At 38.9% G+C, this 24,351-nt stretch carries 17 protein-coding genes and 2 rRNA genes; 5 read left to right on the top strand and 14 right to left on the bottom strand.

What is annotated here, in order from left to right; translation table 11 throughout:
* Positions 1–43 precede the first annotated feature (43 nt).
* A 23S ribosomal RNA gene (locus ACU8YW_RS03750) occupies positions 44–2,965 on the bottom strand.
* 146 nt (positions 2,966–3,111) lie between these two features.
* Positions 3,112–4,663: ribosomal RNA gene (locus ACU8YW_RS03745) — 16S ribosomal RNA — on the bottom strand.
* The 16S and 23S rRNA genes sit together here, the layout of an rRNA operon.
* A gap of 736 nt (positions 4,664–5,399) precedes the next feature.
* Here ACU8YW_RS03745 and ACU8YW_RS03740 point away from each other — a divergent pair.
* Positions 5,400–8,444, top strand: coding sequence for an efflux RND transporter permease subunit (locus ACU8YW_RS03740; protein WP_426934370.1), 3,045 nt, complete (start codon positions 5,400–5,402; stop codon positions 8,442–8,444).
* A 41-nt stretch (positions 8,445–8,485) separates the two neighbouring features.
* Here the strand turns inward: ACU8YW_RS03740 and ACU8YW_RS03735 are convergent, their stop codons facing one another.
* From ACU8YW_RS03735 to ACU8YW_RS03720, 4 genes are all read right to left on the bottom strand, one after another.
* A complete protein-coding gene (locus ACU8YW_RS03735) occupies positions 8,486–9,010 on the bottom strand; it encodes a P-loop nucleotide/nucleoside kinase family protein (protein ID WP_199695363.1) in 525 nt (174 codons plus the stop codon).
* Between the two features lie 134 nt (positions 9,011–9,144).
* Positions 9,145–10,065 (bottom strand): phosphate ABC transporter permease PstA, encoded by a 921-nt coding sequence (gene pstA / locus ACU8YW_RS03730; RefSeq protein WP_048562942.1) that lies wholly within the window; start codon positions 10,063–10,065, stop codon positions 9,145–9,147.
* A 2-nt stretch (positions 10,066–10,067) separates the two neighbouring features.
* A complete protein-coding gene (pstC, locus tag ACU8YW_RS03725; protein WP_000676675.1) occupies positions 10,068–10,958 on the bottom strand; it encodes a phosphate ABC transporter permease subunit PstC in 891 nt (296 codons plus the stop codon).
* A 71-nt stretch (positions 10,959–11,029) separates the two neighbouring features.
* On the bottom strand, positions 11,030–11,932 hold the full coding sequence (locus ACU8YW_RS03720) for a phosphate ABC transporter substrate-binding protein PstS family protein (protein WP_000245097.1): 903 nt from the start codon (positions 11,930–11,932) through the stop codon (positions 11,030–11,032).
* Positions 11,933–12,441: 509 nt separating this feature from the next.
* Between ACU8YW_RS03720 and ACU8YW_RS03715 the strand changes: the two genes are divergently transcribed.
* The 3 genes from ACU8YW_RS03715 to ACU8YW_RS03705 are packed head-to-tail and all read left to right on the top strand — an operon-like array spanning position 12,442 to position 14,796.
* Entirely contained in the window at positions 12,442–12,699 is a 258-nt protein-coding gene (locus ACU8YW_RS03715; RefSeq protein WP_000252989.1) for a FeoA family protein, read from the top strand.
* Positions 12,696–13,418: a FeoB small GTPase domain-containing protein gene (locus ACU8YW_RS03710; protein ID WP_046953769.1), complete on the top strand. Its 723-nt coding sequence runs from the start codon at positions 12,696–12,698 to the stop codon at positions 13,416–13,418. The genes ACU8YW_RS03715 and ACU8YW_RS03710 overlap by 4 nt, the downstream gene beginning before the upstream one ends.
* Positions 13,396–14,796: a nucleoside recognition domain-containing protein gene (locus tag ACU8YW_RS03705; protein WP_088061939.1), complete on the top strand. Its 1,401-nt coding sequence runs from the start codon at positions 13,396–13,398 to the stop codon at positions 14,794–14,796. Before ACU8YW_RS03710 ends, ACU8YW_RS03705 begins: the two co-directional genes overlap by 23 nt.
* Positions 14,797–14,856: 60 nt before the next feature.
* Here ACU8YW_RS03705 and ACU8YW_RS03700 read toward each other — a convergent pair whose 3' ends face one another.
* The 8 genes from ACU8YW_RS03700 to ACU8YW_RS03665 all read right to left on the bottom strand — a co-directional run bounded on the left by ACU8YW_RS03700 (position 14,857) and on the right by ACU8YW_RS03665 (position 22,547).
* On the bottom strand, positions 14,857–14,994 hold the full coding sequence (locus tag ACU8YW_RS03700; protein WP_000493989.1) for a hypothetical protein: 138 nt from the start codon (positions 14,992–14,994) through the stop codon (positions 14,857–14,859).
* 11 nt (positions 14,995–15,005) lie between these two features.
* Positions 15,006–16,172 carry a Ger(x)C family spore germination protein gene (locus ACU8YW_RS03695; RefSeq protein ID WP_199695361.1) on the bottom strand — a complete coding sequence of 389 codons (1,167 nt, stop codon included), beginning with the start codon at positions 16,170–16,172 and terminating at the stop codon, positions 15,006–15,008.
* Entirely contained in the window at positions 16,156–17,280 is a 1,125-nt protein-coding gene (gerLB, locus tag ACU8YW_RS03690) for a spore germination protein GerLB (RefSeq protein WP_199695360.1), read from the bottom strand. The genes ACU8YW_RS03695 and gerLB overlap by 17 nt, the downstream gene beginning before the upstream one ends.
* A complete protein-coding gene (gerLA, locus tag ACU8YW_RS03685; protein ID WP_199695359.1) occupies positions 17,281–18,759 on the bottom strand; it encodes a spore germination protein GerLA in 1,479 nt (492 codons plus the stop codon).
* 101 nt (positions 18,760–18,860) lie between these two features.
* Entirely contained in the window at positions 18,861–20,333 is a 1,473-nt protein-coding gene (locus tag ACU8YW_RS03680) for a sodium:solute symporter family protein (RefSeq protein ID WP_088061933.1), read from the bottom strand.
* Positions 20,330–20,527, bottom strand: a complete 198-nt coding sequence (locus ACU8YW_RS03675; protein WP_087983279.1) for a DUF3311 domain-containing protein — start codon at positions 20,525–20,527, stop codon at positions 20,330–20,332. Before ACU8YW_RS03675 ends, ACU8YW_RS03680 begins: the two co-directional genes overlap by 4 nt.
* Before the next feature lies 1 nt (position 20,528).
* Positions 20,529–21,704: an amidohydrolase gene (locus ACU8YW_RS03670; protein WP_088061931.1), complete on the bottom strand. Its 1,176-nt coding sequence runs from the start codon at positions 21,702–21,704 to the stop codon at positions 20,529–20,531.
* A gap of 132 nt (positions 21,705–21,836) precedes the next feature.
* Positions 21,837–22,547, bottom strand: a complete 711-nt coding sequence (locus tag ACU8YW_RS03665) for a C39 family peptidase (protein WP_098133817.1) — start codon at positions 22,545–22,547, stop codon at positions 21,837–21,839.
* 379 nt (positions 22,548–22,926) lie between these two features.
* Between ACU8YW_RS03665 and ACU8YW_RS03660 the strand changes: the two genes are divergently transcribed.
* Complete coding sequence (locus ACU8YW_RS03660; RefSeq protein ID WP_001076072.1) at positions 22,927–24,342, top strand: amino acid permease; 1,416 nt, start codon at positions 22,927–22,929, stop codon at positions 24,340–24,342.
* The last annotated feature ends 9 nt before the right edge of the window (positions 24,343–24,351 follow it).

Raw genomic sequence — 24,351 nt, 5'->3', positions numbered from 1 at the left:
TTTTTATATTCTTTCAAAACTAGATAACATCGCTTCATATTATATGGTTAAGTCCTCGATCTATTAGTATTCGTCAGCTCCACATGTCACCATGCTTCCACCTCGAACCTATCAACCTGATCATCTTTCAGGGATCTTACTAGCTTACGCTATGGGAAATCTCATCTTGAGGGGGGCTTCATGCTTAGATGCTTTCAGCACTTATCCCTTCCGCACATAGCTACCCAGCTATGCCCTTGGCAGAACAACTGGTACACCAGCGGTGCGTCCATCCCGGTCCTCTCGTACTAAGGACAGCTCCTCTCAAATTTCCTACGCCCACGACGGATAGGGACCGAACTGTCTCACGACGTTCTGAACCCAGCTCGCGTACCGCTTTAATGGGCGAACAGCCCAACCCTTGGGACCGACTACAGCCCCAGGATGCGATGAGCCGACATCGAGGTGCCAAACCTCCCCGTCGATGTGGACTCTTGGGGGAGATAAGCCTGTTATCCCCGGGGTAGCTTTTATCCGTTGAGCGATGGCCCTTCCATGCGGAACCACCGGATCACTAAGCCCGACTTTCGTCCCTGCTCGACTTGTAGGTCTCGCAGTCAAGCTCCCTTATGCCTTTGCACTCTACGAATGATTTCCAACCATTCTGAGGGAACCTTTGGGCGCCTCCGTTACACTTTAGGAGGCGACCGCCCCAGTCAAACTGCCCACCTGACACTGTCTCCCGGGTCGATAAGACCCGTAGGTTAGAATTTCAATACAGTCAGGGCGGTATCCCACCAGCGCCTCCACCGAAGCTAGCGCTCCGGTTTCAATGGCTCCCGCCTATCCTGTACAAACTGTACCAAAATTCAATATCAGGCTACAGTAAAGCTCCACGGGGTCTTTCCGTCCTGTCGCGGGTAACCTGCATCTTCACAGGTACTATAATTTCACCGAGTCTCTGGTTGAGACAGTGCCCAAATCGTTACACCTTTCGTGCGGGTCGGAACTTACCCGACAAGGAATTTCGCTACCTTAGGACCGTTATAGTTACGGCCGCCGTTTACTGGGGCTTCAGTTCAGAGCTTCGCTTACGCTAACCCCTCTCCTTAACCTTCCAGCACCGGGCAGGTGTCAGCCCCTATACTTCGCCTTACGGCTTCGCAGAGACCTGTGTTTTTGCTAAACAGTCGCTTGGGCCTATTCACTGCGGCTTTCCGTTAAGAAAGCACCCCTTCTCCCGAAGTTACGGGGTCATTTTGCCGAGTTCCTTAACCAGAGTTCTCTCGCACACCTTAGGATTCTCTCCTCGCCTACCTGTGTCGGTTTGCGGTACAGGCACCTTTTATCTCGCTAGAAGCTTTTCTTGGCAGCGGGGAATCAAAGACTTCGCTCCATAAGGAGCTTCCCCATCACAGCTCAGCCTTCACGATAAGCGGATTTGCCTACTTATCAGCCTAACTGCTTGGACGTGCACAACCAATCGCACGCTTCTTCTATCCTTCTGCGTCCCTCCATTGCTCAAACGATAAAGAGGTGGTACAGGAATATCAACCTGTTGTCCATCGCCTACGCCTGTCGGCCTCGGCTTAGGTCCTGACTAACCCTGAGCGGACGAGCCTTCCTCAGGAAACCTTAGGCATTCGGTGGACGGGATTCTCACCCGTCTTTCGCTACTCATACCGGCATTCTCACTTCTAAGCGCTCCACCAGTCCTTCCGGTCTGACTTCACTGCACTTAGAACGCTCCCCTACCACTGATACCATTGGTATCAATTCGCAGCTTCGGTGGTGTATTTAGCCCCGGTACATTTTCGGCGCAGAGTCACTCGACTAGTGAGCTATTACGCACTCTTTAAATGGTGGCTGCTTCTAAGCCAACATCCTAGTTGTCTAAGCAACTCCACATCCTTTTCCACTTAATACACACTTTGGGACCTTAGCTGGCGATCTGGGCTGTTTCCCTCTTGACTACGGATCTTATCACTCGCAGTCTGACTCCTAAGGATAAGTCATTGGCATTCGGAGTTTGACTGAATTCGGTAATCCGATGAGGACCCCTAGTTCAATCAGTGCTCTACCTCCAAGACTCTTACACTTAAGGCTAGCCCTAAAGCTATTTCGGGGAGAACCAGCTATCTCCAGGTTCGATTGGAATTTCTCCGCTACCCACACCTCATCCCCGCACTTTTCAACGTGCGTGGGTTCGGGCCTCCATTCAGTGTTACCTGAACTTCACCCTGGACATGGGTAGATCACCTGGTTTCGGGTCTACGACCACGTACTAAACGCCCTATTCAGACTCGCTTTCGCTGCGGCTCCGCCTCTTCAGCTTAACCTCGCACGGGATCGTAACTCGCCGGTTCATTCTACAAAAGGCACGCCATCACCCATTAACGGGCTCTGACTATTTGTAGGCACACGGTTTCAGGATCTCTTTCACTCCCCTTCCGGGGTGCTTTTCACCTTTCCCTCACGGTACTGGTTCACTATCGATCACTAGGGAGTATTTAGCCTTGGGAGATGGTCCTCCCAGATTCCGACGGAATTTCACGTGTTCCGCCGTACTCAGGATACATTCAAGAGAGAACGAAGTTTCGACTACGGGGTTGTTACCCTCTACGACGGACCTTTCCAGGTCGCTTCGTCTACCTCGTTCCTTTGTAACTCCGTATAGAATGTCCTACAACCCCAAGAGGCAAGCCTCTTGGTTTGGGCTATGTTCCGTTTCGCTCGCCGCTACTCAGGAAATCGCATTTGCTTTCTCTTCCTCCAGGTACTTAGATGTTTCAGTTCCCTGGGTCTGTCTTCCTTACCCTATGTATTCAGGTAAGGATACCATACCATTACGTATGGTGGGTTTCCCCATTCGGAAATCTTCGGATCAAAGCTTACTTACAGCTCCCCGAAGCATATCGGCGTTAGTCCCGTCCTTCATCGACTCCTAGTGTCAAGGCATCCACCGTGCGCCCTTTCTAACTTAACCAAACTAAAAATTAAAAAATATGAGCTACACTGTTATCTAGTTTTCAAAGAACATACATTTATATATGAGAGATAGTTCTCTCAAAACTGAACAAAACGAAACACGGAAACTTATATTGATGAACAGCGTTCATCAATTCTCCATAGAAAGGAGGTGATCCAGCCGCACCTTCCGATACGGCTACCTTGTTACGACTTCACCCCAATCATCTGTCCCACCTTAGGCGGCTGGCTCCATAAAGGTTACCCCACCGACTTCGGGTGTTACAAACTCTCGTGGTGTGACGGGCGGTGTGTACAAGGCCCGGGAACGTATTCACCGCGGCATGCTGATCCGCGATTACTAGCGATTCCAGCTTCATGTAGGCGAGTTGCAGCCTACAATCCGAACTGAGAACGGTTTTATGAGATTAGCTCCACCTCGCGGTCTTGCAGCTCTTTGTACCGTCCATTGTAGCACGTGTGTAGCCCAGGTCATAAGGGGCATGATGATTTGACGTCATCCCCACCTTCCTCCGGTTTGTCACCGGCAGTCACCTTAGAGTGCCCAACTTAATGATGGCAACTAAGATCAAGGGTTGCGCTCGTTGCGGGACTTAACCCAACATCTCACGACACGAGCTGACGACAACCATGCACCACCTGTCACTCTGCTCCCGAAGGAGAAGCCCTATCTCTAGGGTTTTCAGAGGATGTCAAGACCTGGTAAGGTTCTTCGCGTTGCTTCGAATTAAACCACATGCTCCACCGCTTGTGCGGGCCCCCGTCAATTCCTTTGAGTTTCAGCCTTGCGGCCGTACTCCCCAGGCGGAGTGCTTAATGCGTTAACTTCAGCACTAAAGGGCGGAAACCCTCTAACACTTAGCACTCATCGTTTACGGCGTGGACTACCAGGGTATCTAATCCTGTTTGCTCCCCACGCTTTCGCGCCTCAGTGTCAGTTACAGACCAGAAAGTCGCCTTCGCCACTGGTGTTCCTCCATATCTCTACGCATTTCACCGCTACACATGGAATTCCACTTTCCTCTTCTGCACTCAAGTCTCCCAGTTTCCAATGACCCTCCACGGTTGAGCCGTGGGCTTTCACATCAGACTTAAGAAACCACCTGCGCGCGCTTTACGCCCAATAATTCCGGATAACGCTTGCCACCTACGTATTACCGCGGCTGCTGGCACGTAGTTAGCCGTGGCTTTCTGGTTAGGTACCGTCAAGGTGCCAGCTTATTCAACTAGCACTTGTTCTTCCCTAACAACAGAGTTTTACGACCCGAAAGCCTTCATCACTCACGCGGCGTTGCTCCGTCAGACTTTCGTCCATTGCGGAAGATTCCCTACTGCTGCCTCCCGTAGGAGTCTGGGCCGTGTCTCAGTCCCAGTGTGGCCGATCACCCTCTCAGGTCGGCTACGCATCGTTGCCTTGGTGAGCCGTTACCTCACCAACTAGCTAATGCGACGCGGGTCCATCCATAAGTGACAGCCGAAGCCGCCTTTCAATTTCGAACCATGCAGTTCAAAATATTATCCGGTATTAGCCCCGGTTTCCCGGAGTTATCCCAGTCTTATGGGCAGGTTACCCACGTGTTACTCACCCGTCCGCCGCTAACTTCTTGAGAGCAAGCTCTCAATCCATTCGCTCGACTTGCATGTATTAGGCACGCCGCCAGCGTTCATCCTGAGCCAGGATCAAACTCTCCAATAAAGTTAGTTTGTCTAGCATCTAAAAATAAAAATTGACGTTTCACGTTGTTTGTTTCGTTCAGTTTTCAAAGAACTTGTCTGCCACTTCAGAAGCGACTTCATCATATTAACATCTTCATTTTTCGATGTCAACTACGTTTTAAAATTTCTTTTTTGTCGTTTTCTGCGTTTCCGCGTCAGCGACGTTTATTAATATACCATCATGATTTTTAAATAACAAGTGTTTTTTTAAAAAAACACAAAAAAATATCCATCCTACTTTCTTCTATATAGAGACACCTCCTCCCATCTATGGAAAACAGCTATTTAAATTGTATACCAATACACTCTAGTTAACCAAACTGTATTTCATAACCCCTTCCTAGATTTTCATTCTCTTCTATATTAAAGCCCTGATCATTTACTTCTCTATAGACTAACAATATAAAAAACAAATCAATCCAAACTAAAAAAACAGATTCACCACTTCCTACATAAAGCAAACATGCCGATTTTTAGTTTTGTTCCTCCACACAAACTATTAATTGAACGAATCGGTTGTTTACAGACAGCTCGATTAGGTAATAGTCTTATCGCTCGGCGAATAGCGGAATAAATAACGAAATTCCAACAAAAACATTAACTTAAGATTATTGTTAGAATTTTTTTACATTTAATTAATGAAAAATATCCATTTTTTGTTATATAGTAAGGAAGGACGTACTCAACTATAAATAAACCAATGGAGGAATTACTTTATGGATAGGTTAACAAAGTTTTCATTAAAAAACCGCGCCGCTGTTATCATCATGGTTTTTCTCATTTCCGTACTTGGCGTTTATTCCGGATCTAAATTACCTATGGAATTTTTACCAAGCATCGATAATCCAGCAGTCACTGTCACAACCTTATCTCAAGGACTCGACGCTGAAGCGATGACAAAAGAAGTAACTGATCCCCTCGAAAAACAATTTCGCAATTTAGAACACATCGACAGCATCACCTCTTCTACGCACGAGGGGTTATCACGTATCGATATCGCGTATACATCCAAAGCAAACATGAAAGACGCAGCACGCGAAGTTGAAAAGGCCATTAACACAATTAAATTACCTAAGGATGCAACTAAACCCATAGTTAGCCAATTAAATACTTCTATGATTCCACTCGCTCAAATTGCTATCCAGAAGCAAAACGGATTTTCAAAAGCAGATGAAAAACAAATCGAAAAAGAAATCGTACCACAACTCGAAAGCATTGATGGTGTTGCCAACGTTATGTTTTTCGGAAAATCAGCCTCTGAATTATCTATCATACTAGACCCAAACCAATTAAAAGATAAAAACGTAACAACAGAACAAATATTAAAAGTTTTACAAGGAAAAGAAACTTCTACTCCAGCTGGAGCAATTACCGTTAATAAAGAAGAATATAACCTTCGTGTCATTGGGGATATAAAAAATGTAGATGATATTAAAAACATAACCGTTGCACCTCAAGTAAAATTGCAAGATGTTGCTCAAATCGAACTTAAACAACACTACGATACAATCTCGCATATAAACGGAGAAGAAGGAACCGGATTAATCATCATGAAAGAGCCAAGTAAAAATGCAGTTGCAATCGGAAAGGAAATCGATAAGAAAATCAAAGATATAAGTAAACAATATAAAGATCAGTTTTCTATTAAACTTTTAGCCTCAACTCATGAGCAAGTTGAAAATGCTGTTACTAGTATGGGCAAAGAAGTAATTCTTGGAGCAATTGCTGCAACTCTAATTATCTTAATCTTTTTGCGTAACTTCCGAACGACACTCATCGCCGTTGTCAGTATTCCATTATCTATTTTATTAACACTCTTTTTACTACACCAATCTAACATCACACTTAACACCTTAACGCTCGGTGGTTTAGCAGTTGCAGTTGGACGTCTCGTTGATGATAGTATCGTTGTCATCGAGAATATTTTCCGTCGTTTACAAAAAGAATCTTTCTCTAAAGATATTATTCTCGATGCAACGAAAGAGGTCGCCGTCGCAATTACTTCTTCTACTTTAACAACAGTCGCTGTTTTCTTACCTATCGGCCTCGTATCAGGAGTAATCGGAAAATTAATGTTACCTATGGTATTAGCAGTTGTATATTCTATACTATCATCCTTAATCGTTGCACTAACAGTTGTTCCACTTATGGCTTTTTTACTACTCAAAAAAACAAAGCACAAAAAGCCAAGTTCTTCACCACGATATGTTGCTACATTAAAGTGGGCTCTTTCGCATAAATTCATTATTTTACTTACTGCTTTTTTATTATTCGCAGGATCGATTGCAGCCTATGTATTACTACCGAAAGCGAACATAAAATCTGAAGACGACACAATGTTATCTATTAATATGACTTTCCCAGCTGATTACGCTCCTGAAACACAAAAACAAAAAGCCTTCGATTTCGAAAAGAAATTACTTTCTAATTCGGATGTAACAGATGTTATTTTACGAATGGGATCTAGCGCAGAAGATGCACAATGGGGGCAAACGACAAAAAATAATCTTGCCAGTATATTTGTAGTCTTCAAAAAAGGCTCTGATATTGATCAATATATTAAAGAGTTAAAGAAAGAACATAAAGCTTTTGAGCCTGCTGAACTAGATTATATAAAAACGAGTTATTCAAGCTCTGGTGGTGGCAACAATTTGCAATTTAACGTAACAGCAACTAACGAAACGAATTTAAAAGAGGCTGCTACTATCGTCGAAACAAAACTAAAAGATATGGCTGCTCTCTCTAAAGTAAAAACAAATTTAGAAGACTCTAAGAAAGAATGGCAAATCCATGTTGATCAAACAAAGGCCGAACAACTAGGCTTAACACCAGAATTAGCAGCACAACAAGTAGCATTCCTTATGAAGAAATCACCTATTGGTGAAGTTTCAATCAATAATGAAAAAACAACTATTATAATAGAACACAAAAAAGAAAACATCACTAAACAAGAAGACATTTTAAACACAAACATACTATCACCTATCAATGGACCAATTCCTTTAAAAGACATTGCAACTATTTCAGAAAAGAAACTTCAAACAGAAGTCTTCCATAAAGACGGAAAAGAAACGATTCAAATTACTGCCGAGGCCTCAAATGAAGATTTAAGTAAAATAAGCGCAGAAGTAAACGAAACGATAGCTAACTTAGACTTACCTAGCGGCGCAAAAGTAACTATTGCAGGTGCAACTGAATCTATGCAAGAGAACTTCACAGATTTATTCAAAATTATGGGGATTGCAATCGGGATTGTATATTTAATTATGGTTATCACCTTCAGACAGGCGCGCGCTCCTTTTGCAATTTTGTTCTCCTTACCATTAGCTGCTGTTGGCGGTATTTTAGGATTAATCATTTCAGGAACACCCGTTGATGTAAATTCCTTGATCGGCGCATTAATGTTAATCGGGATTGTCGTTACAAACGCGATTGTATTAATAGAAAGAGTGCAACAAAATCGGGAACACGGAATGGAAACAAGAGATGCCTTACTAGAAGCGGGATCCACTAGATTACGTCCAATCATTATGACAGCTATAACAACAATCGTCGCTATGCTCCCTCTCCTATTTGGTCAATCGCAAGCAGGAAGCATGGTATCAAAAAGTCTTGCCGTCGTTGTCATCGGTGGTTTAGCAGTCTCAACCGTTCTTACATTAGTAGTCGTTCCAGTTATGTATGAACTATTAGATAAAATCGGGAGAAAAAGACGCTCTCGTAGAAAAATAAGCACTTACACAGAAACACCTGATATTTAAAAGAAAAGCGTTATCTTCATGAATGAAGATAACGCTTTTCTCTACCTACTCATATAATCCATCATTTTTTGAGCATATCGCTCTAGAGGTTTATCAGAATCTACAATAAGATATTCAGCATTCGAAGGTCTCTTACTACCATCTAACCACTTTTTAAAAGCTACTTCCGAATCCACTTTTCCAATCTGACTGGCCATACGTTTACGTGTTTGCAGCCTATGATTAATCTCTTCCATATCATTAAGGTAACATTCGATATATTTATATTTTACACCATGTTTATTAGACAATTTTATTCCTTTTTCAACCATCCCTTCATATAGACACGGACTATCCAATATAACACTATGCCCTTGTTCTAAATAAGAATCAATCAATGCCCATTCAATATCGTATGATACTCCTCCAACAATTGTCGATTCAACCCCTTTCATTTCTAATGATTGTAACAATGCCGATTTCAAAACGTCATGATCTACAATTACAGCACCTGTTAACTTCGCTATATACTTAGAAACTGTCGATTTTCCCGATCCAGGAAAACCTGACATTTGTAGAAAAAACAAATTAACTTCTCCTCTCATCTGTACCTATTCATCTATATAATCAATTACAAATTCAACAATCATTACATCCATTCCTTCTATATTAAAATACAAAAAGAACTCTCTACTTATAAGTAGAGAGTTCTTTTTGTATTTTATGCTGCTTTTACCTTCTTCGTCGTTTTACTTTTTCTTTTCGTTCCTGTAAAACGCTTATGCAATATAGATGCTACCAAGCGCGAAATAACATTGAATAGTAATACCATAATAATTAATACAGCTGCAGATTTTGTCGCAATCAACTTTGCATCCGGAATAACTCCTTCAGAATTTAACTTCCAAATGTGAACCGCTAACGTTTCAGCTGGTCTAAATGGATTTAGAGGATGGGCAGGACTTGAGAAGTCCGCTGCTGAATTTAAAATCGGGGATGTTAAACCCGCTGTGTAAATTAACGCTGCCGCTTCACCAAATATACGACCTGCCGCTAAAATAATACCTGTAATAATTTGCGGTAATGACGACGGAATAATGATACGAGCAATTGTTTGCCATTTCGTTGCACCTAATCCAAGACTTGCCTCTTTTACATTATGAGGCACTTCTGAAATCGCATTTTCACAAACACGTGTTAAACCTGGTAAGTTTAAAATAGTTAAAGCAAGAGCACCGCCCATTACTGTGTATCCCCAACCTGTCATGGTAACGAACACTAACAAACCGAATAAACCAACAACAATCGAAGGTAACGACGCCATTGTCTCAATACATAAACGAACAAAATTTAAAAAGCGCCCTTGTTTTGCGTACTCTGCTAAATATATTCCAGCCCCTAACCCAAGAGGAATAGATATAACAAGCGTTATAACAAGCATGTAGAAGGAATTGAATAACTGTGGACCAATCCCACCACCAGCTCTTGTATTACTTGGTTCTCCAAACAAGAAATCAGGATCCCAAAATCCCCATCCCTTTTGCAGAATTTCAAACACTAAGAATACTAGCAGAGCTACAACTAAAGCTGCAACTGCATAAAAGATACCTGTCCAAATTTTATTTACCGTTCTTGCATTCATTATTATCGCTCACCTCTTTGCCCAATCGCTCGAATTACTAAAATAAACAGGAATGAAATAACAAGTAAAATCATCGCTAAAGTCCATAGCGCATTATTCCAAGCAGTTCCGTTTAATGTATTTGTCATGTCCATTGTCAAAATACCAGTTAACGTCGCTGTCGGGCTATATATTCCTTCTGGTAATTTAATTGTGTTCCCGATTACCATTTGAACCGCTAATGCTTCACCAAAAGCACGCGCTAAACCTAAAACAACACCTGTTAAAATCCCTTTTTTCGCAGCAGGAACAATCACTCGGCTAACCGCTTGCCATTTCGTCGATCCTAGACCATAAGAAGCTTCTAAATAATCAAATGGAACAGAGCGTATTGCATCAGAAGCGATACTAGCAATAGTAGGTAAAATCATAATACTTAATACAACAATACCCGCAATTAGACTAAATCCCACTCCCCCGAACGAATCACGTAATAGTGGCACTAAAATCGTAACCCCTAATAATCCGTATACAACCGAAGGAATACCAACTAATAATTCTAAAACGGGCTTCAATACTTTATTTCCAAACTTTGGCGAAATTAAATTCATGAATATAGCAAGAGCTATAGCAATTGGCGCACTAATAATAACCGCACCTAACGAAACCACCGTTGAACCTACAATAAAAATCAAAGCCCCGAAGGTTCCTTCGTCAGCATTTGGATTCCATTTTGTCGATGTTAACATCTCAGTAAATGAGATACCACTTTGTGTAAAAGATTGAATACCTTTACCGCAAATAAAAGCAATAATAGCTAATGTAATTAAAACAATAAAAATACCACAAAACGTAACAAGCGATCTTCCTATATATTCACTTTTTACGTAATTAATTTGTTTTTTCCCCTTCATCACAGGTCAGACCCCACTTCATAGATTGAAATGAACAGGACTGGCCTTGCAGCCAGCCCCATAAAAATTTATTACTTATTTAATTTAGACATTGGGATGTAACCCATATCTTCTACTTGCTTTTCAAAGTCTTTGCCTTTTACATAATCAATGTAAGCTTTCGTTGCTTCTTTCGCTTCACCTTTTGTTACCATGTACTCGTAAGACCAGAATGGATATTTACCAGACGAAATGTTTTCAACTTTTGGTTCAGAACCATCAATTTTCACTGTTTGTAGCGCACCTTTTTTATCGCCAACCATGTAAGACATTGCTAAATAACTTACTGAACCTGGAGTAGAATTGATCGCTTGCTCTACTGCACCGTTAGAATCTTGTGTTGTACCAGTTCCATCGTTAATTTTCGCTTCTTTCATAACTGTCTTTTCAAATGTAGCACGTGTACCAGATGAAGCTGGACGGTTAATTACGTTGATTTTTTCATCTTTCCCGCCTACCTCTTTCCAGTTTGTTACTTTCCCAGTGAAGATATCTTGTACTTGTTGCACTGTTAAGTTATCAACTTTTACATCTTTATTTACGACAAGCGCGAATGCAATACCCGCAACCTTGTTATCTACTAATTCTTTCGCTTTTTCAGCATCTTTTATTTTATCCCCTGATGGAACATCTGAATTACCAATTTGTACTGCACCCGATGCTACTTGGTTAATCCCAGTTCCACTACCGCCGCCTTGCACTTGAATAGAAACTTTTGAATTTTTCTCCATGAATTTCTTTCCAGCTTCCTCCGCAAGAGGTAGAAGAGCTGTAGAACCAGCTGCTGCAATCGTACCTGATAATTCTTGTTTTGTATTATCGCTTCCTTTAGCAGTTTCTTTACTAGCTGTATCATCTGCTTTCCCACATCCAACTAACGCTCCTGCTACCACTAAAGCCGCTAAAGAAAATTTAATACCTTTTTTCATAACCATGTCTTGTACCCCCATTTGGATTCTCACTTTTCGAATTCATTTTCTTTCGAACACACATTCATTGTAGGACAACAATATTATGTGAGTGTTAAGCAATTTTTAATTTTAAGTAAATGACGATAATAGCCCTTAAAAGCTAGGAATCCCAACATTTATAGTTAAAGAACCCAACAAAATCCACACTAATTAAGCAGTAATGTAAATTTATTCTTAACAATGTAAATTCAATGTAAATGTTTTTCGCTCTTTTCCCCTTTTAATTAAAAATACATTTACAAATACATTGTATCTTTTAACTTTTACACTCTTACTTTATTTACATTCAACAGAATTTCAGTAATATTTTTTAGTACAACTAAATAAATTGGAACAATTCTAAAAATAAATGAATATTTTTAAAGTACCAATTGACAGCATCATCCAATGTAGTCTACTATATTATTAACAAAAAGTTTACCTAAGGAAACTTTTTAAACTTAAACAAACAATATAGAGATGAGGTAACTTTTATGGTATCGGCTAATACAAAACCACTTTCCGAGTTTAAGACAGGAGAGTTTGTACAAATTGAGAAGATACAATTAGAAGGAACTATGAAACGACGTTTATTAGACTTAGGATTTATCCCTGGGGCAACAATTAAAGTATTACAGCGCAGTCCGCTTGGAGATCCGGTCGCTTATCAAGTAAGCAATACAACTATCGCACTACGTAAGGAAGAAAGTTCCCTTATTTTCGGGGTATTAATAGGAGATGATTTCAGATGAGCAAACATCGTATTGCTTTAGCTGGCAACCCGAACACCGGGAAAAGTACATTATTTAACACTTTAACAGGCTTAAAACAACACACTGGAAACTGGACGGGAAAAACTGTTTTAAAAGCTGAAGGGGAATATGAACATAACGGAAGTAAATATACATTAATAGATTTACCTGGAACTTACTCACTATATTCAAATTCTGCGGATGAAGAAGTAGCAAGAGATTATATTATATTTGAAAAACCAGAAGTAACTGTAGTTGTTATAGATGCAACTGCAATGGAAAGAAATTTAAATTTAGCCCTCCAAGTGATGGAAATGACAAGCAATGTAGTCATTTGTATTAATTTAATTGATGAAGCGGAGAAAAAAGGCATCGTTATTGATGAAAAGAAATTAGCAAAATCGCTCGGTGTACCTGTAGTTAAGATTTCTGCTCGTAACCGAGTAGGTATTGGGCATTTGCTAAGTGTTATCGCTAAAGTAGCAAATAAAAAATTAATTCCAACACCAATTAAAATTTCTTACAGTGAAAAAATCGAAAATATGATTCAGGAATTAGAACCACAAATTTATAAAGTGTTCGGTGATACGTATCCAGCACGTTGGATTGCGTTACGTATATTAGATGGAGATAAAAATTTCTTAACTACACTTCAAAAACACCATAATGAACCACTTGTAAGGGAGGTCGTAATGAATGGAATCTCACTCAGCCAGTAAAGCTCTTCCATTAGACTATATTATTCAACATGCACAAGCACTCTCAAAAGAAGATATACGAGATGATATTGTCGGAGATATTTATCGAACATCTGCAAGCATATGTAAAGAGTCTGTTCAATATACAAATACTGATAAATTGTATCGTTCTGAAAAACTAGATAAAATTTTCACATCTCCAATCTGGGGATTTCCAATTATGCTCGGTATTTTATCTATTATTTTTTATCTTACAATTGCAGGTGCTAACGTACCATCTGATATGATTGCTGAGTTTTTCGGATGGGCCGAAGGATATTTAACATCTTGGTTCCAGGCAGCACATGCACCCGAATGGCTACATGGCATTTTAATACTTGGTTTATTCCGTGGTATCGGTGCTGTTATTAGCGTTATGTTGCCACCTATGGCAATCTTTTTCCCTATGTTCGCACTATTAGAAAACTACGGATATTTACCACGTGTCGCTTTTAATATGGATCGCTTATTTAAACGTTCCGGTGCACATGGCAAACAATCTTTAACAATGGCAATGGGATTTGGTTGTAATGCAGCCGCTATTATGTCAACGCGTATTATTGAATCACCACGTGAACGTATGCTTGCAATCTTAACAAACAACTTCGTTCCTTGTAACGGTCGCTGGCCTATGTTAATTTTAATGGCTTCATTATTTATGGCTGCTGGTTATACAGGTAGTATGCAAACATTAGTTACTGCTGGCGTTGTAGTTGGAATGGTTGTAATTGGTGTTATTATGACATTAACTGTTTCTTGGGTACTATCAAAAACAGCTTTAAAAGGTGTGCCAACTCACTACACTCTTGAGTTACCACCGTACCGTAAGCCAAAAGTTTGGAATACAATTGTACGTGCAACACTCGATAAATCAATTTATGTTTTAAAACGAGCTATCGTTGTAGCTGCCCCTGCGGCTGCATTAACTTGGTTACTAGCTAATATTTTCATCGGTGACACAAGCTTACTTATGTATTTTGTAAACTTCCTAGATCCATTCGCTAAAATGTTAGGACTTGATGGATTCATTTTAGCTGCGTTCATTCTTGGACTACCAGCGAATGAAATTGTTATCCCGATTTTATTAATGTCTTACTTATCAACCGGAGCTTTAACTGAAATAGATGATTTTAACCAAATTAAAAATCTATTCTTAGAAAATGGCTGGACTTGGTTAACAGCGTTAAACACAATGTTGTTCTCACTTCTTCATTTCCCATGTGGAACAACACTGGTTAACATATATAAAGAAACAAAAAGTGCAAAATGGACATTCTTATCGTTTGCAATCCCTACCGTTATCGCCATTGTTGTGACATTCCTCTCTACACAATTGGTACATTGGTTAGGGCTTTTATAAGCAAAGCATACATAGAAGGTATCCCCCTTCACATTTGCTTTGCGCGAAAGAAACCTGAAATCATTCAGGTTTCTTTTTTTGTGCATCAGTATTCCAAGGCTGTGCTCCATACGTTGTGAGTTTCTTATGAATAAAGTATATGGCTCCCGGAAGAACTGCCATTAATATCGTGCAACTAATCCCTAATCCAGTAAACAACTTACATCACCTTATTTCACTCTTTTCGGTAAGGCGGAACCTGAATGCTCAATTGTCGGGTGAACATGAACAGTAACCTCCGCATTACTAAAGTAATTTTCACCTTGATCCCAATTCTTATCTATCTTCTTCCATTCTTTATAATTATGCCGCTTATATACTTCTCCTAACGCTAATACATCTACCTTATATTTTTTTTGAACAAGCTTAATCGATTTTTGGATACGCTTCTCCATTTCTTCCGCAATGGTTTTCTTTAATCCCTTTTCATTCATAATTTGTTTATGATCACTAAAATGTAACTCTGCTAAAGTCCCTTCCAAAGATAAATGGATATCAAACTTCGGTTTTGTAGCATTTTCCGTAGATACTTTAATCTTTCGGCGCATCTTATGAATTTCGTATGTAACAAGCTGACCTTGTTTACGGATAGTAAAGAACCCTCCAATTTTTTTACCTATTACATAATTCATTCCTAATGTTTCTTCTCCATTCAAACTGCCTACACACTTATTATCTTTTCCACGAAACAACGCTGCCCCGTTCATTTGTACCCCCTGCTTTGTTAGTTCTAGAATAGGTAATACGAAACTTCGGTTAGCAATCATTTTTTGCTGTACCTCACCAATTCTTGCAGCTTCAATCATTTGAGCATTTTTCGGAGGATGCTCAGCTAACATATCAATATACTGCGCCGGTAAGTTCTCAGGCTTGGCACTCTGCTTTAAAATAGCTTCTGCATTTTTCTTAGAAACGAACAAACGAATATTTCTTCTCATCTCGTGATCACGAATATATACATCTAACGTATTTTGTAAAACATATGGATTCGCTAATAAATCTTTAGAAAAAATTATCACTTGTATGTGCGGAAAGAATAATGAGCGACTAATTTTTTTAGAGATAATTCGTATTTGCTCAAAGACACTATCTGCTTTCGCACTAACATTAATATAATTCTCACTATCTCGACCGCTTTGGCCACCTTGCTGCGCTAACTTACTGGGAAGTACCATCTGATACGTCCCTTTCATAATTGGATTTGATTTCTTTTTTTTCACAATATCATAGGCTGCACCTACTACAAATCCCCTTTCTTCTATTTCTTCTAGCTCAGAGCACCCACTAATAGATCCAGCTAAAACCATAACCATTATGATTTTAAGAAGGTGTTTCATTTCCACCATTCCTTCTTTTTATTTTATATACAATTAAAACGAGCAAAGGCGCTAACACAACAAATCCCATATCTATCCAAGCTAAATAAGTTCCGTAATGTGATAATGAATCTAAATTACTCGGTATCATATTCATCATAAAAATAATAGGAGCACTTACGAAAATAAAAATATGTTTCTTCACTTTCGGAAACATAGCACAAAACAATAAAGATGCGACGTCATAATACATTGCTGTAGTGTTATAAACAGTAATAATCCAAGTAGTAAAAAAAATGGCATCAAATCTTTCTAAAAAACCTCCACCAATTTCAATTTCTTTACCCAATTCAATTGTTGGATACGTCAATCCACGGGTTGTCATATACGAAAAAACGCTAATACAAGTTACATAAATTAAAATGTATGACAGCACATTTACCATCACTGCTTTTGCAACTGCCATTGGCGCTTTTTTCGCTGTCTTATCGTTCAACATCACAGCATAAAACAGAGCTACCTCAAATCCGATAAATGTGAAAATAGAGTTTTTAACTCCTACAGCATATTGACTTGCGTTCGTTTGAAAAGCTGGTAGTAAATTGTTTATTTCCATTAAATTTATATTCAATAAAGAAAGCAAAACTATCGCAATGAACACGATAGGTAAGAATAGAACATTTAACCTTACTAAAGCCGCTCTCGATCCTGCTACTCCATAAATAACAACTAATAAGAAGAAGAAAGAGAGTAGCTGTATTGGTGTATCACTAAATAAATACGTTTGTGAAATAATTGCAATCATTCGTGACTCATATGCTGTCAAAGCAGCAAACGTTACTACTAAAATGCTACTAATTGTGTATGCAACAGGCTTCGTCAAATGCGCACTTGTATATTGGACAAAGTTTTGCTTTGGAAATAAAATAGCCACCCTCGTTACAAACCAGCCTAAAACTGCACATATCAATCCACCCAAAAGCAAAGTAATCCAACCGTCTGAAAATAAAGTTTGGTTAGCGATATCTCTTGGCATAGATAATGCTCCTATACCAATAATTGTTGAAGATACCGCAAACCCAATTTCCCGAGATCCAATCTCTTCATCGCCATACTCAAATGGTTTCAATTACTCTCGCTCCTTTGGACGTAATGTAGCGTCTTTCGTTTGTAAATATTCCGGTCTCTCTTTCAACATCGATTTTGGCATACGAATAAGTTCTTCTTTCCAATCTTTATAAAATGCAGGAGCAATAGGCGTTGTATATGGGACACCAACACTCTTCAAATTCGTAATATGAACTGCAAGTGCAATAAGCGCTAAAATAATTCCATACAAACCAAAAGCAGTCGCTGCTAACACAAAGACAAAAAGTAAAATCCGAAACGTAATCGTAATACTATATACAGGCAGTGAAAATGTAGCAATAGCTGTAACCGCAATAATGATAACTAAAAACGGATTTACAATTCCTGCGTTCACCGCTGCTTCTCCGATTACAAGACCACCTACAATCCCAATTGTTTGCCCCATCGGTTTCGGCAACCTAATTCCCGCTTCTCGTATTAACTCCATCGTTAATGCCATCATTAACGTTTCTATATATGCCGGAAATGGCACCCCTTCTCTCGCTCCCGCAATAGAATAAGCTAATTTAGATGGAATAAGCCCTTGATGATACGATACAAGCGCTACGTACATGGCAGGTAATAAAACAGCTGCAATACCCGAACCCATCCGCAAAATTCTTAATAAAGTCCCAATTACCCAACGCTCATAGTGATCTTCCACAGATTGAAAAATATCAACAAATACTAGCGGAGCTATAAGGGCAAACGGTGATCCATCCACCAAAATAGCTGCCTTTCCTTTCGCTAATGAGGCCACAATATTATCAGGTCTTTCCGTATTCAAAAACTGCGGGAACGGTGACAAATTATTATCTTGAATTAATTGCTCAATCGTACCCGTCTCAAAAACGACATCTGTCTCTATTGATTGAAGACGCCGATCTAACTCTTTTACAATGTAAGGGTTAATAATGTCTTCTATATATACTAACGTCACTTCTTTTTGGGATCTCTTCCCCATAATATAAGATTGAAACCTCAGCTTCGGGTCACGTAAAGTACGGCGAATTAACATTTTATTCACGTTAATATCTTCATTTAACCCAATCCTCGGTCCACGGATTAAATCTTCTGTTACCGGCGGTTCTAAACTTCTTTTTTCCCACGCTCTACTATTAATCACGATAGCGGTTGGAATATTATCAATTAATATAACTGTATCTCCCGCTAAAATCGCATTTATAATATCCGGAAACGTTGTCTTCTTACCAACTTCTGCAATAGAAATAAAGCGATCCAATAACGTTTGAACAACAGCTTCTTCTTTTTGTACTTCTTCATATTGAAGTGTACGAACTACATATTTATAAACATTATCCTTATCTGTTAACCCGCATAAAAAAATAACAGCACAACGTGTAAAACTACCAGCAAGGGCAACTTCCCTAATTGTTAAATCATTAGGCGAACCTAACTCATCCCTAATTTCTTTCATAACTTCAAATAAGTTACCTTTTAACTCTAACAATTCCCCCACCTAACTTCCTTTTCAACAAGTTTTTAGTTAGATTCCGCTAATAGAAGAAAATATATACAAAAAAGAGCCATCTCTTTTCAAAGATAGCTCTAGCACACGGATTACTTTTCTACTATTATATTGTCTGTCTTTATAGACACATTTCTCGTGAACCCGCTAACGATAAACATCACAATCATATTCATTAACAATGCGACTATACCTACATTTAAATCTTTTATATATTGAGGGAAAGCTGGAAACATCGTAGCTATAGTTGAACCAGATAAAGTAATATATGCGACCACTAACAACCCAATCCCCATTCCTGCAATTGCCCCTTGCTTCGTAATAACTTGACGTGGAAACAAACTACATACAAGTGCAGGGAAAAGTTGTGTCACTATACTGTATCCCATTAAAAGAAGAGCCCCTATCGTTTCTCCTCCTTTAAATGTAAACAATACTGCAACAAGTGTTACTACAGGTACAAATAATTTTGCCACTTTAGCAACTTGTCTATCTGAAGCAGATGGGACCATTGTTCGGTAAATGTTTTTTGCTAATAAAGTAGACGCCGCCATAACAAGCATGGAACCCGGAACTAATGCTGTTAATACTCCTGCACTACCAATAATCCCAATAAACCATGGATCAAATGTTTGAAGAGCGAGACGGAATAACGAAAGGTCTACATCCCCTCCCTTTAACCCTGGAACTTGCAGTATAGCAGCAAAACCTGCAAAGAATACGAAAAGCAATACTAAAGAATAAAGGGGCATGATCGCCGCATTTTTCCTAAATACTTTTTCATTTTTTGCAGAGAAAGCAGAAGCAAATGTATGGGGCCACATATAGAAACCGAGAGCTGTTAATACAATAGTAGAAACAAACCAAGAAATGCTCATCCCTTCATCAGGTAAAGATAAAAATCCTGGTTTCGCTGCTTCTACCGCTTCAAACATCGGCTGAAATCCCCCGTAATAATGGTACGGTAAATATATACCTAAAAACATAACGATAAACAGTATCATAATATCCTTCAAAGCTGCTGTCCAAGCAGAGCCGTGTATACCTGAAACCATTACATATATCGTTATAACAATTGCACCAATCCACACTGCAATAACCGGTGATACCCTTCCGTAAGATGCTTCCGAAACGATAATTCCTAATCCTTTTAACTGTAAAACAAGGTATGGAATAATCGAAATAACCCCAATGACAGAAACGATAATGCCAAGTGTCTGACTCTTATATTTCTTCACAAAAAAATCTGGCTGCGAAACAAGATTATGCTCTTTCGCATACTTCCAAACTGGCGGCAATAAAAAGTAAGATAAAATATAAGCTAGTGCACCATAACCTAAAATATAGAAAGTAGGTGCTCCTTTACTATACGCCCATCCACTTCCGCCTAAAAATGTAAACGTCGTATAAATTTCACCTGCCATAAGAAGAAAAACAAAAATAGTGCCAAATCCTCTTCCACCAACTGACCATTGCTCTAAATTCATATCTTTTCCATGTTGTGCCCGAATTCCTAAAAATAGTGCAAGAAACAAAAATAATATAATGATAAGTAATGCGATCATTTTACATCCCCCTTATTAGCAGGATCAAATACGTACACAAGTCCCATACAAAGAGACGTAATGAGCACCGATAATAATACCCAAAACAATAAAAATGGCATCCCTAATACGTAAGGAGTAACTGAATTAGCAAATACAGGTCCAATAACTAAACAAAAAACTGGAATAAGCGCTAATACGTGTATTTTCTTCATCTCATTCTCCTTTACTTATAAAATTCATAATGGATGATACAAAGACTTCCACGCCAATCGGTAATGCATCTTCATCAATCGTAAAACGAGGATGATGGTGAGGATATATAATTCCTTTCTCGTTATTTCCCGCTCCGATAAAAAAGAATGTACCTGGCGCCTTTTGTAAAAACGCTGAAAAATCTTCTCCAGCCATCGTCGGCTGTAAACGAGTAACTTGCTCTCTTCCATAAAGCTGTAATGCTGTTTGCTCAATAATCTCTGTAACTTCATAATCATTTACTACTGGTCGATATCCATATTCATAAGAAAATGTATATTTCGCCCCGTAAGATTCCGTCACATGCTTCACAATTCGTTCAATCCTTTTCTCTGTTTCTTCTCGCAACTCATGTCTTAAACTCCGCACTGTCCCTTCAATCTCCGCTTGTTCTGGGATCACATTATGGGTTGTCCCAGCATGAAATTGCGTAACAGATACTACAAGGGGATCTAATGGATTCGTGAGGCGAGATACAATGTGCTGAAGTTGCGAAACAACTTGTGTACCGATTGCAATGCTATCAACCGTTTCATGAGGGATTCCAGCATGTCCACCTTTTCCTTCTATCGTAATTTTAAAAACATCTGGGGCTGCCATTGCAGGACCATAAATTACACCTATTTTACCAACCTCTAACGATGCCCAAAGGTGAGCACCAATAATATAATCCACACATTCCATTACACCCGCTGCAACCATTTCCTCTGCGCCGCCAGGAAAGTTTTCTTCTGCATGTTGGAAGAGAAAACGAATCTCTCCTTTAATCTTCTCTCTTTCTTCTACTAACTTATGTACGACCCCAAGTAATATCGCTATATGTCCATCATGGCCACATGCATGCATCACACCTGGATATGTAGAAATAAAATCAAACTCATTTTCTTCATGAATAGGAAGCGCGTCCATGTCAGCACGAACCGCGATGGTTTTACCAGGTTGCTTACCAATTAACCTTGCCATTACACTATATTTAGTAGGTCTTGACACTTCTAAATATGGGATTTTTTGAAGTATATCGAATACAAACTGTGATGTTTTTTCTTCTTGAAAAGATAACTCTGGATACTTATGAAAATGCCTTCTCCACTCAATTAATTGATTTTTAGATAAAACCAGTTCCTTTGCAACATCCATTTCTCTTCGCCCCTTCTTCACCAAGTTAAATGTTATTATAGCGTGAATCGTTAATTTTTAAAAGAATCTTCTGAATTTTCCGTTATAATAATCCAAAAATAAAAAGCCATCAAAAAGATGACTTTTTCAGTATTATAAAATAGTAATCGCTTGTTTCCCCATTTGCTCCCAAGCTTTCTCAAACTCTGCTCGCGGAACAGCAAAACGCGGATTATTTTTAAGTGGATCATTTACATATACAAAGTTTTGATCATACCCAACTATTACTACACTATGTTCATAATATGTAATTTTCACTTCGCCAGAGCTTGTATTCCATGTTTCAAAACTACTCTCGGCTAGTGGCTTAAACGTTGTATTAATAATGACCCATACTGGCGAACCGGAACTAACTACTTTATACATATCTTGCACGTCTCTACCTGTTAAATTAACTACTTTTTCAGGAGCATATTTTTCTGCTAAATTAAAAATGGGTGGATTATATACACCATATCCTGGCTCTGCCTTCGTATAAATATTTCCAACGAACCCCTCATAAGGATTTCCACGTAAATCATTTTGTTCAAATGGAACACGATGAATTTCGCTAGCAAGTTGCATCTTATCTACTTGTATACCTTTGTATTGTAGCAACATAGCCAAACTTGTAACTTCACATCCACGAGGTAATTCTGGTAACTGCTTTATAAACGGAACATTTTCAATCATAGTCGCTTCTTTCATTTCAGATAAAAACTCTAAACGGAACACTTGCGCCTTTTGTATAATTTTATCTTTCCCTATAAAAAACGCGGCAGCAAATATAATTCCAAAAACAAAAAGATATTTTAACTTTTTCATTTTAAACAAAACTCCATTAATTATTATTTTACAGACATACCTCTTATCATTGTACCTTTCTTCTTACTAGTTTGCTAGAAAGATTCTATGAATTATTGTTCACACTTCCATCGTTATAAAATTCTAATTATTTTTAATAAAAAGAAAAAACAATATACTTTTCTGAATATTTTTGCTAAAATCAAAATAATTAACATAGTGAAGATATCACCTTGTTAATAAAAACATTCTTAGAGTATTTAGTCATAGTTCGCATTTTACATACTCCATTCATTTCATAATAAATAAGCCGAGTATGTGTCACATCCCCCACTAATGATTAAAAACTCGGAATGAAAATCAATTCATACATACAAGAAAATAACGGGGTGAGGGGCATATGAATCAACAAGTAGAACAAACAGATTTAAAACGAACAATGAAAAGTAGACACCTATTTATGATTGCACTTGGTGGTGTTATCGGAACTGGCCTATTTATGGGATCTGGTCAAATCGTCCATAACGCCGGTCCTGGTGGTGCTATTCTTGCATTTTTAGTCGGTGGATTTGTTATGTATTTAACGATGTTATGTCTTGGTGAATTATCAGTTGCTATGCCAGAAGCAGGTTCATTCCAAAGCTATGCAAGCAAATTTATTTCACCTGGTTTTGGATTTGTTGTCGGTTGGATGTATTGGTTAAATTGGGCTGTTACAGTTGGGGTAGAGTTAACAACTGTAAGTATTTTAATGAAACGTTGGTTTCCAGACGTTTCTTCGTGGATTTGGTGTGTTACATTTGCAGCAGCACTATTTCTTGTAAACGCATTATCAGCAAAAGCATATGCAGAAGCAGAATTTTGGTTCGCAAGTGTAAAAGTCGCAACCATTGTTATTTTCATCGTACTCGGTGGTGCAGTTATGTTCGGTCTACTAGACTTTAATGGAAAACCAGCGCCAATGCTTCACAATTTCACTGAAAATGGCGGATTATTTCCAAACGGTGCATTAGCTGTTCTTCTTACGATGATTACAGTAAATTACTCCTTCCAAGGAACAGAATTAATCGGAATTGCTTCAGGAGAAAGTGAAAACCCTGAGAAAACAATTCCAAAAGCGATTAAAAATACCATTTGGCGAACTCTCTTCTTCTTCGTCCTAGCAATATCAGTTGTTGTAGGTTTACTCCCATGGCAAGAGGCTAATCTAGTCGAAAGTCCATTTGTACTTGTATTTGATGTGGCTGGTGTTCCATATGCAGCTGACATTATGAACTTTGTTATTATTACAGCAGTATTATCCGTAGCCAACTCTGGTCTATACGCAAATTCTCGTATGCTTTGGGCGATGGCAAAACAAGGAATGGCAAGTCCAGCTTTTACGAAGTTAACTAAAAAAGGAGTGCCACTAAACGCATTAATTTTCAGTCTAATTTTTGCAAGTTTGTCTCTATTAACAAGTATATTTGCGGCAGATACTGTCTTTTTAGTTTTAACATCTATTGCAGCTATGGCCGCTGTCGTAGTTTGGATGTCAATCGCAGCTTCACAGTTTTTCTTCCGTAGAAATTTCTTAAAAAACGGCGGGGACATTAATGATTTAAAATATCGCACACCGCTTTATCCAATCGTTCCAATCGTAGCATTCTCACTCAATTTCATTACATTTGTTAGTTTAGCTTTCATTCCAGATCAGAGAATTGCTCTTTATTGTGGTATTCCATTTATGATTTTTTGTTACATTTTATACCAATTAAAATATAAAAAAGTTGTCACATTTGAACAACAAATAAATCTAAAAAAAGAAGTAAACTAAATATACAAA

The sequence above is a fragment of the Bacillus pretiosus genome (assembly GCF_052947655.1).
This window is presented reverse-complemented; position numbering and strand designations above follow the sequence as displayed.

Bases quoted from the DNA above. Each gene is read 5' to 3' on its own strand.
- ACU8YW_RS03740 (WP_426934370.1), top strand. From the start codon at position 5,400: ATGGATAGGTTAACAAAGTTTTCATTAAAAAACCGCGCCGCTGTTATC.
- ACU8YW_RS03680 (WP_088061933.1), bottom strand. From the start codon at position 20,333: ATGATCGCATTACTTATCATTATATTATTTTTGTTTCTTGCACTATTT.
- ACU8YW_RS03695 (WP_199695361.1), bottom strand. From the start codon at position 16,172: ATGAAACACCTTCTTAAAATCATAATGGTTATGGTTTTAGCTGGATCT.
- ACU8YW_RS03670 (WP_088061931.1), bottom strand. From the start codon at position 21,704: ATGGATGTTGCAAAGGAACTGGTTTTATCTAAAAATCAATTAATTGAG.
- ACU8YW_RS03720 (WP_000245097.1), bottom strand. From the start codon at position 11,932: ATGGTTATGAAAAAAGGTATTAAATTTTCTTTAGCGGCTTTAGTGGTA.
- pstC (WP_000676675.1), bottom strand. From the start codon at position 10,958: ATGAAGGGGAAAAAACAAATTAATTACGTAAAAAGTGAATATATAGGA.
- ACU8YW_RS03710 (WP_046953769.1), top strand. From the start codon at position 12,696: ATGAGCAAACATCGTATTGCTTTAGCTGGCAACCCGAACACCGGGAAA.
- ACU8YW_RS03675 (WP_087983279.1), bottom strand. From the start codon at position 20,527: ATGAAGAAAATACACGTATTAGCGCTTATTCCAGTTTTTTGTTTAGTT.
- ACU8YW_RS03660 (WP_001076072.1), top strand. From the start codon at position 22,927: ATGAATCAACAAGTAGAACAAACAGATTTAAAACGAACAATGAAAAGT.
- ACU8YW_RS03715 (WP_000252989.1), top strand. From the start codon at position 12,442: ATGGTATCGGCTAATACAAAACCACTTTCCGAGTTTAAGACAGGAGAG.
- ACU8YW_RS03705 (WP_088061939.1), top strand. From the start codon at position 13,396: ATGGAATCTCACTCAGCCAGTAAAGCTCTTCCATTAGACTATATTATT.
- pstA (WP_048562942.1), bottom strand. From the start codon at position 10,065: ATGAATGCAAGAACGGTAAATAAAATTTGGACAGGTATCTTTTATGCA.
- ACU8YW_RS03665 (WP_098133817.1), bottom strand. From the start codon at position 22,547: ATGAAAAAGTTAAAATATCTTTTTGTTTTTGGAATTATATTTGCTGCC.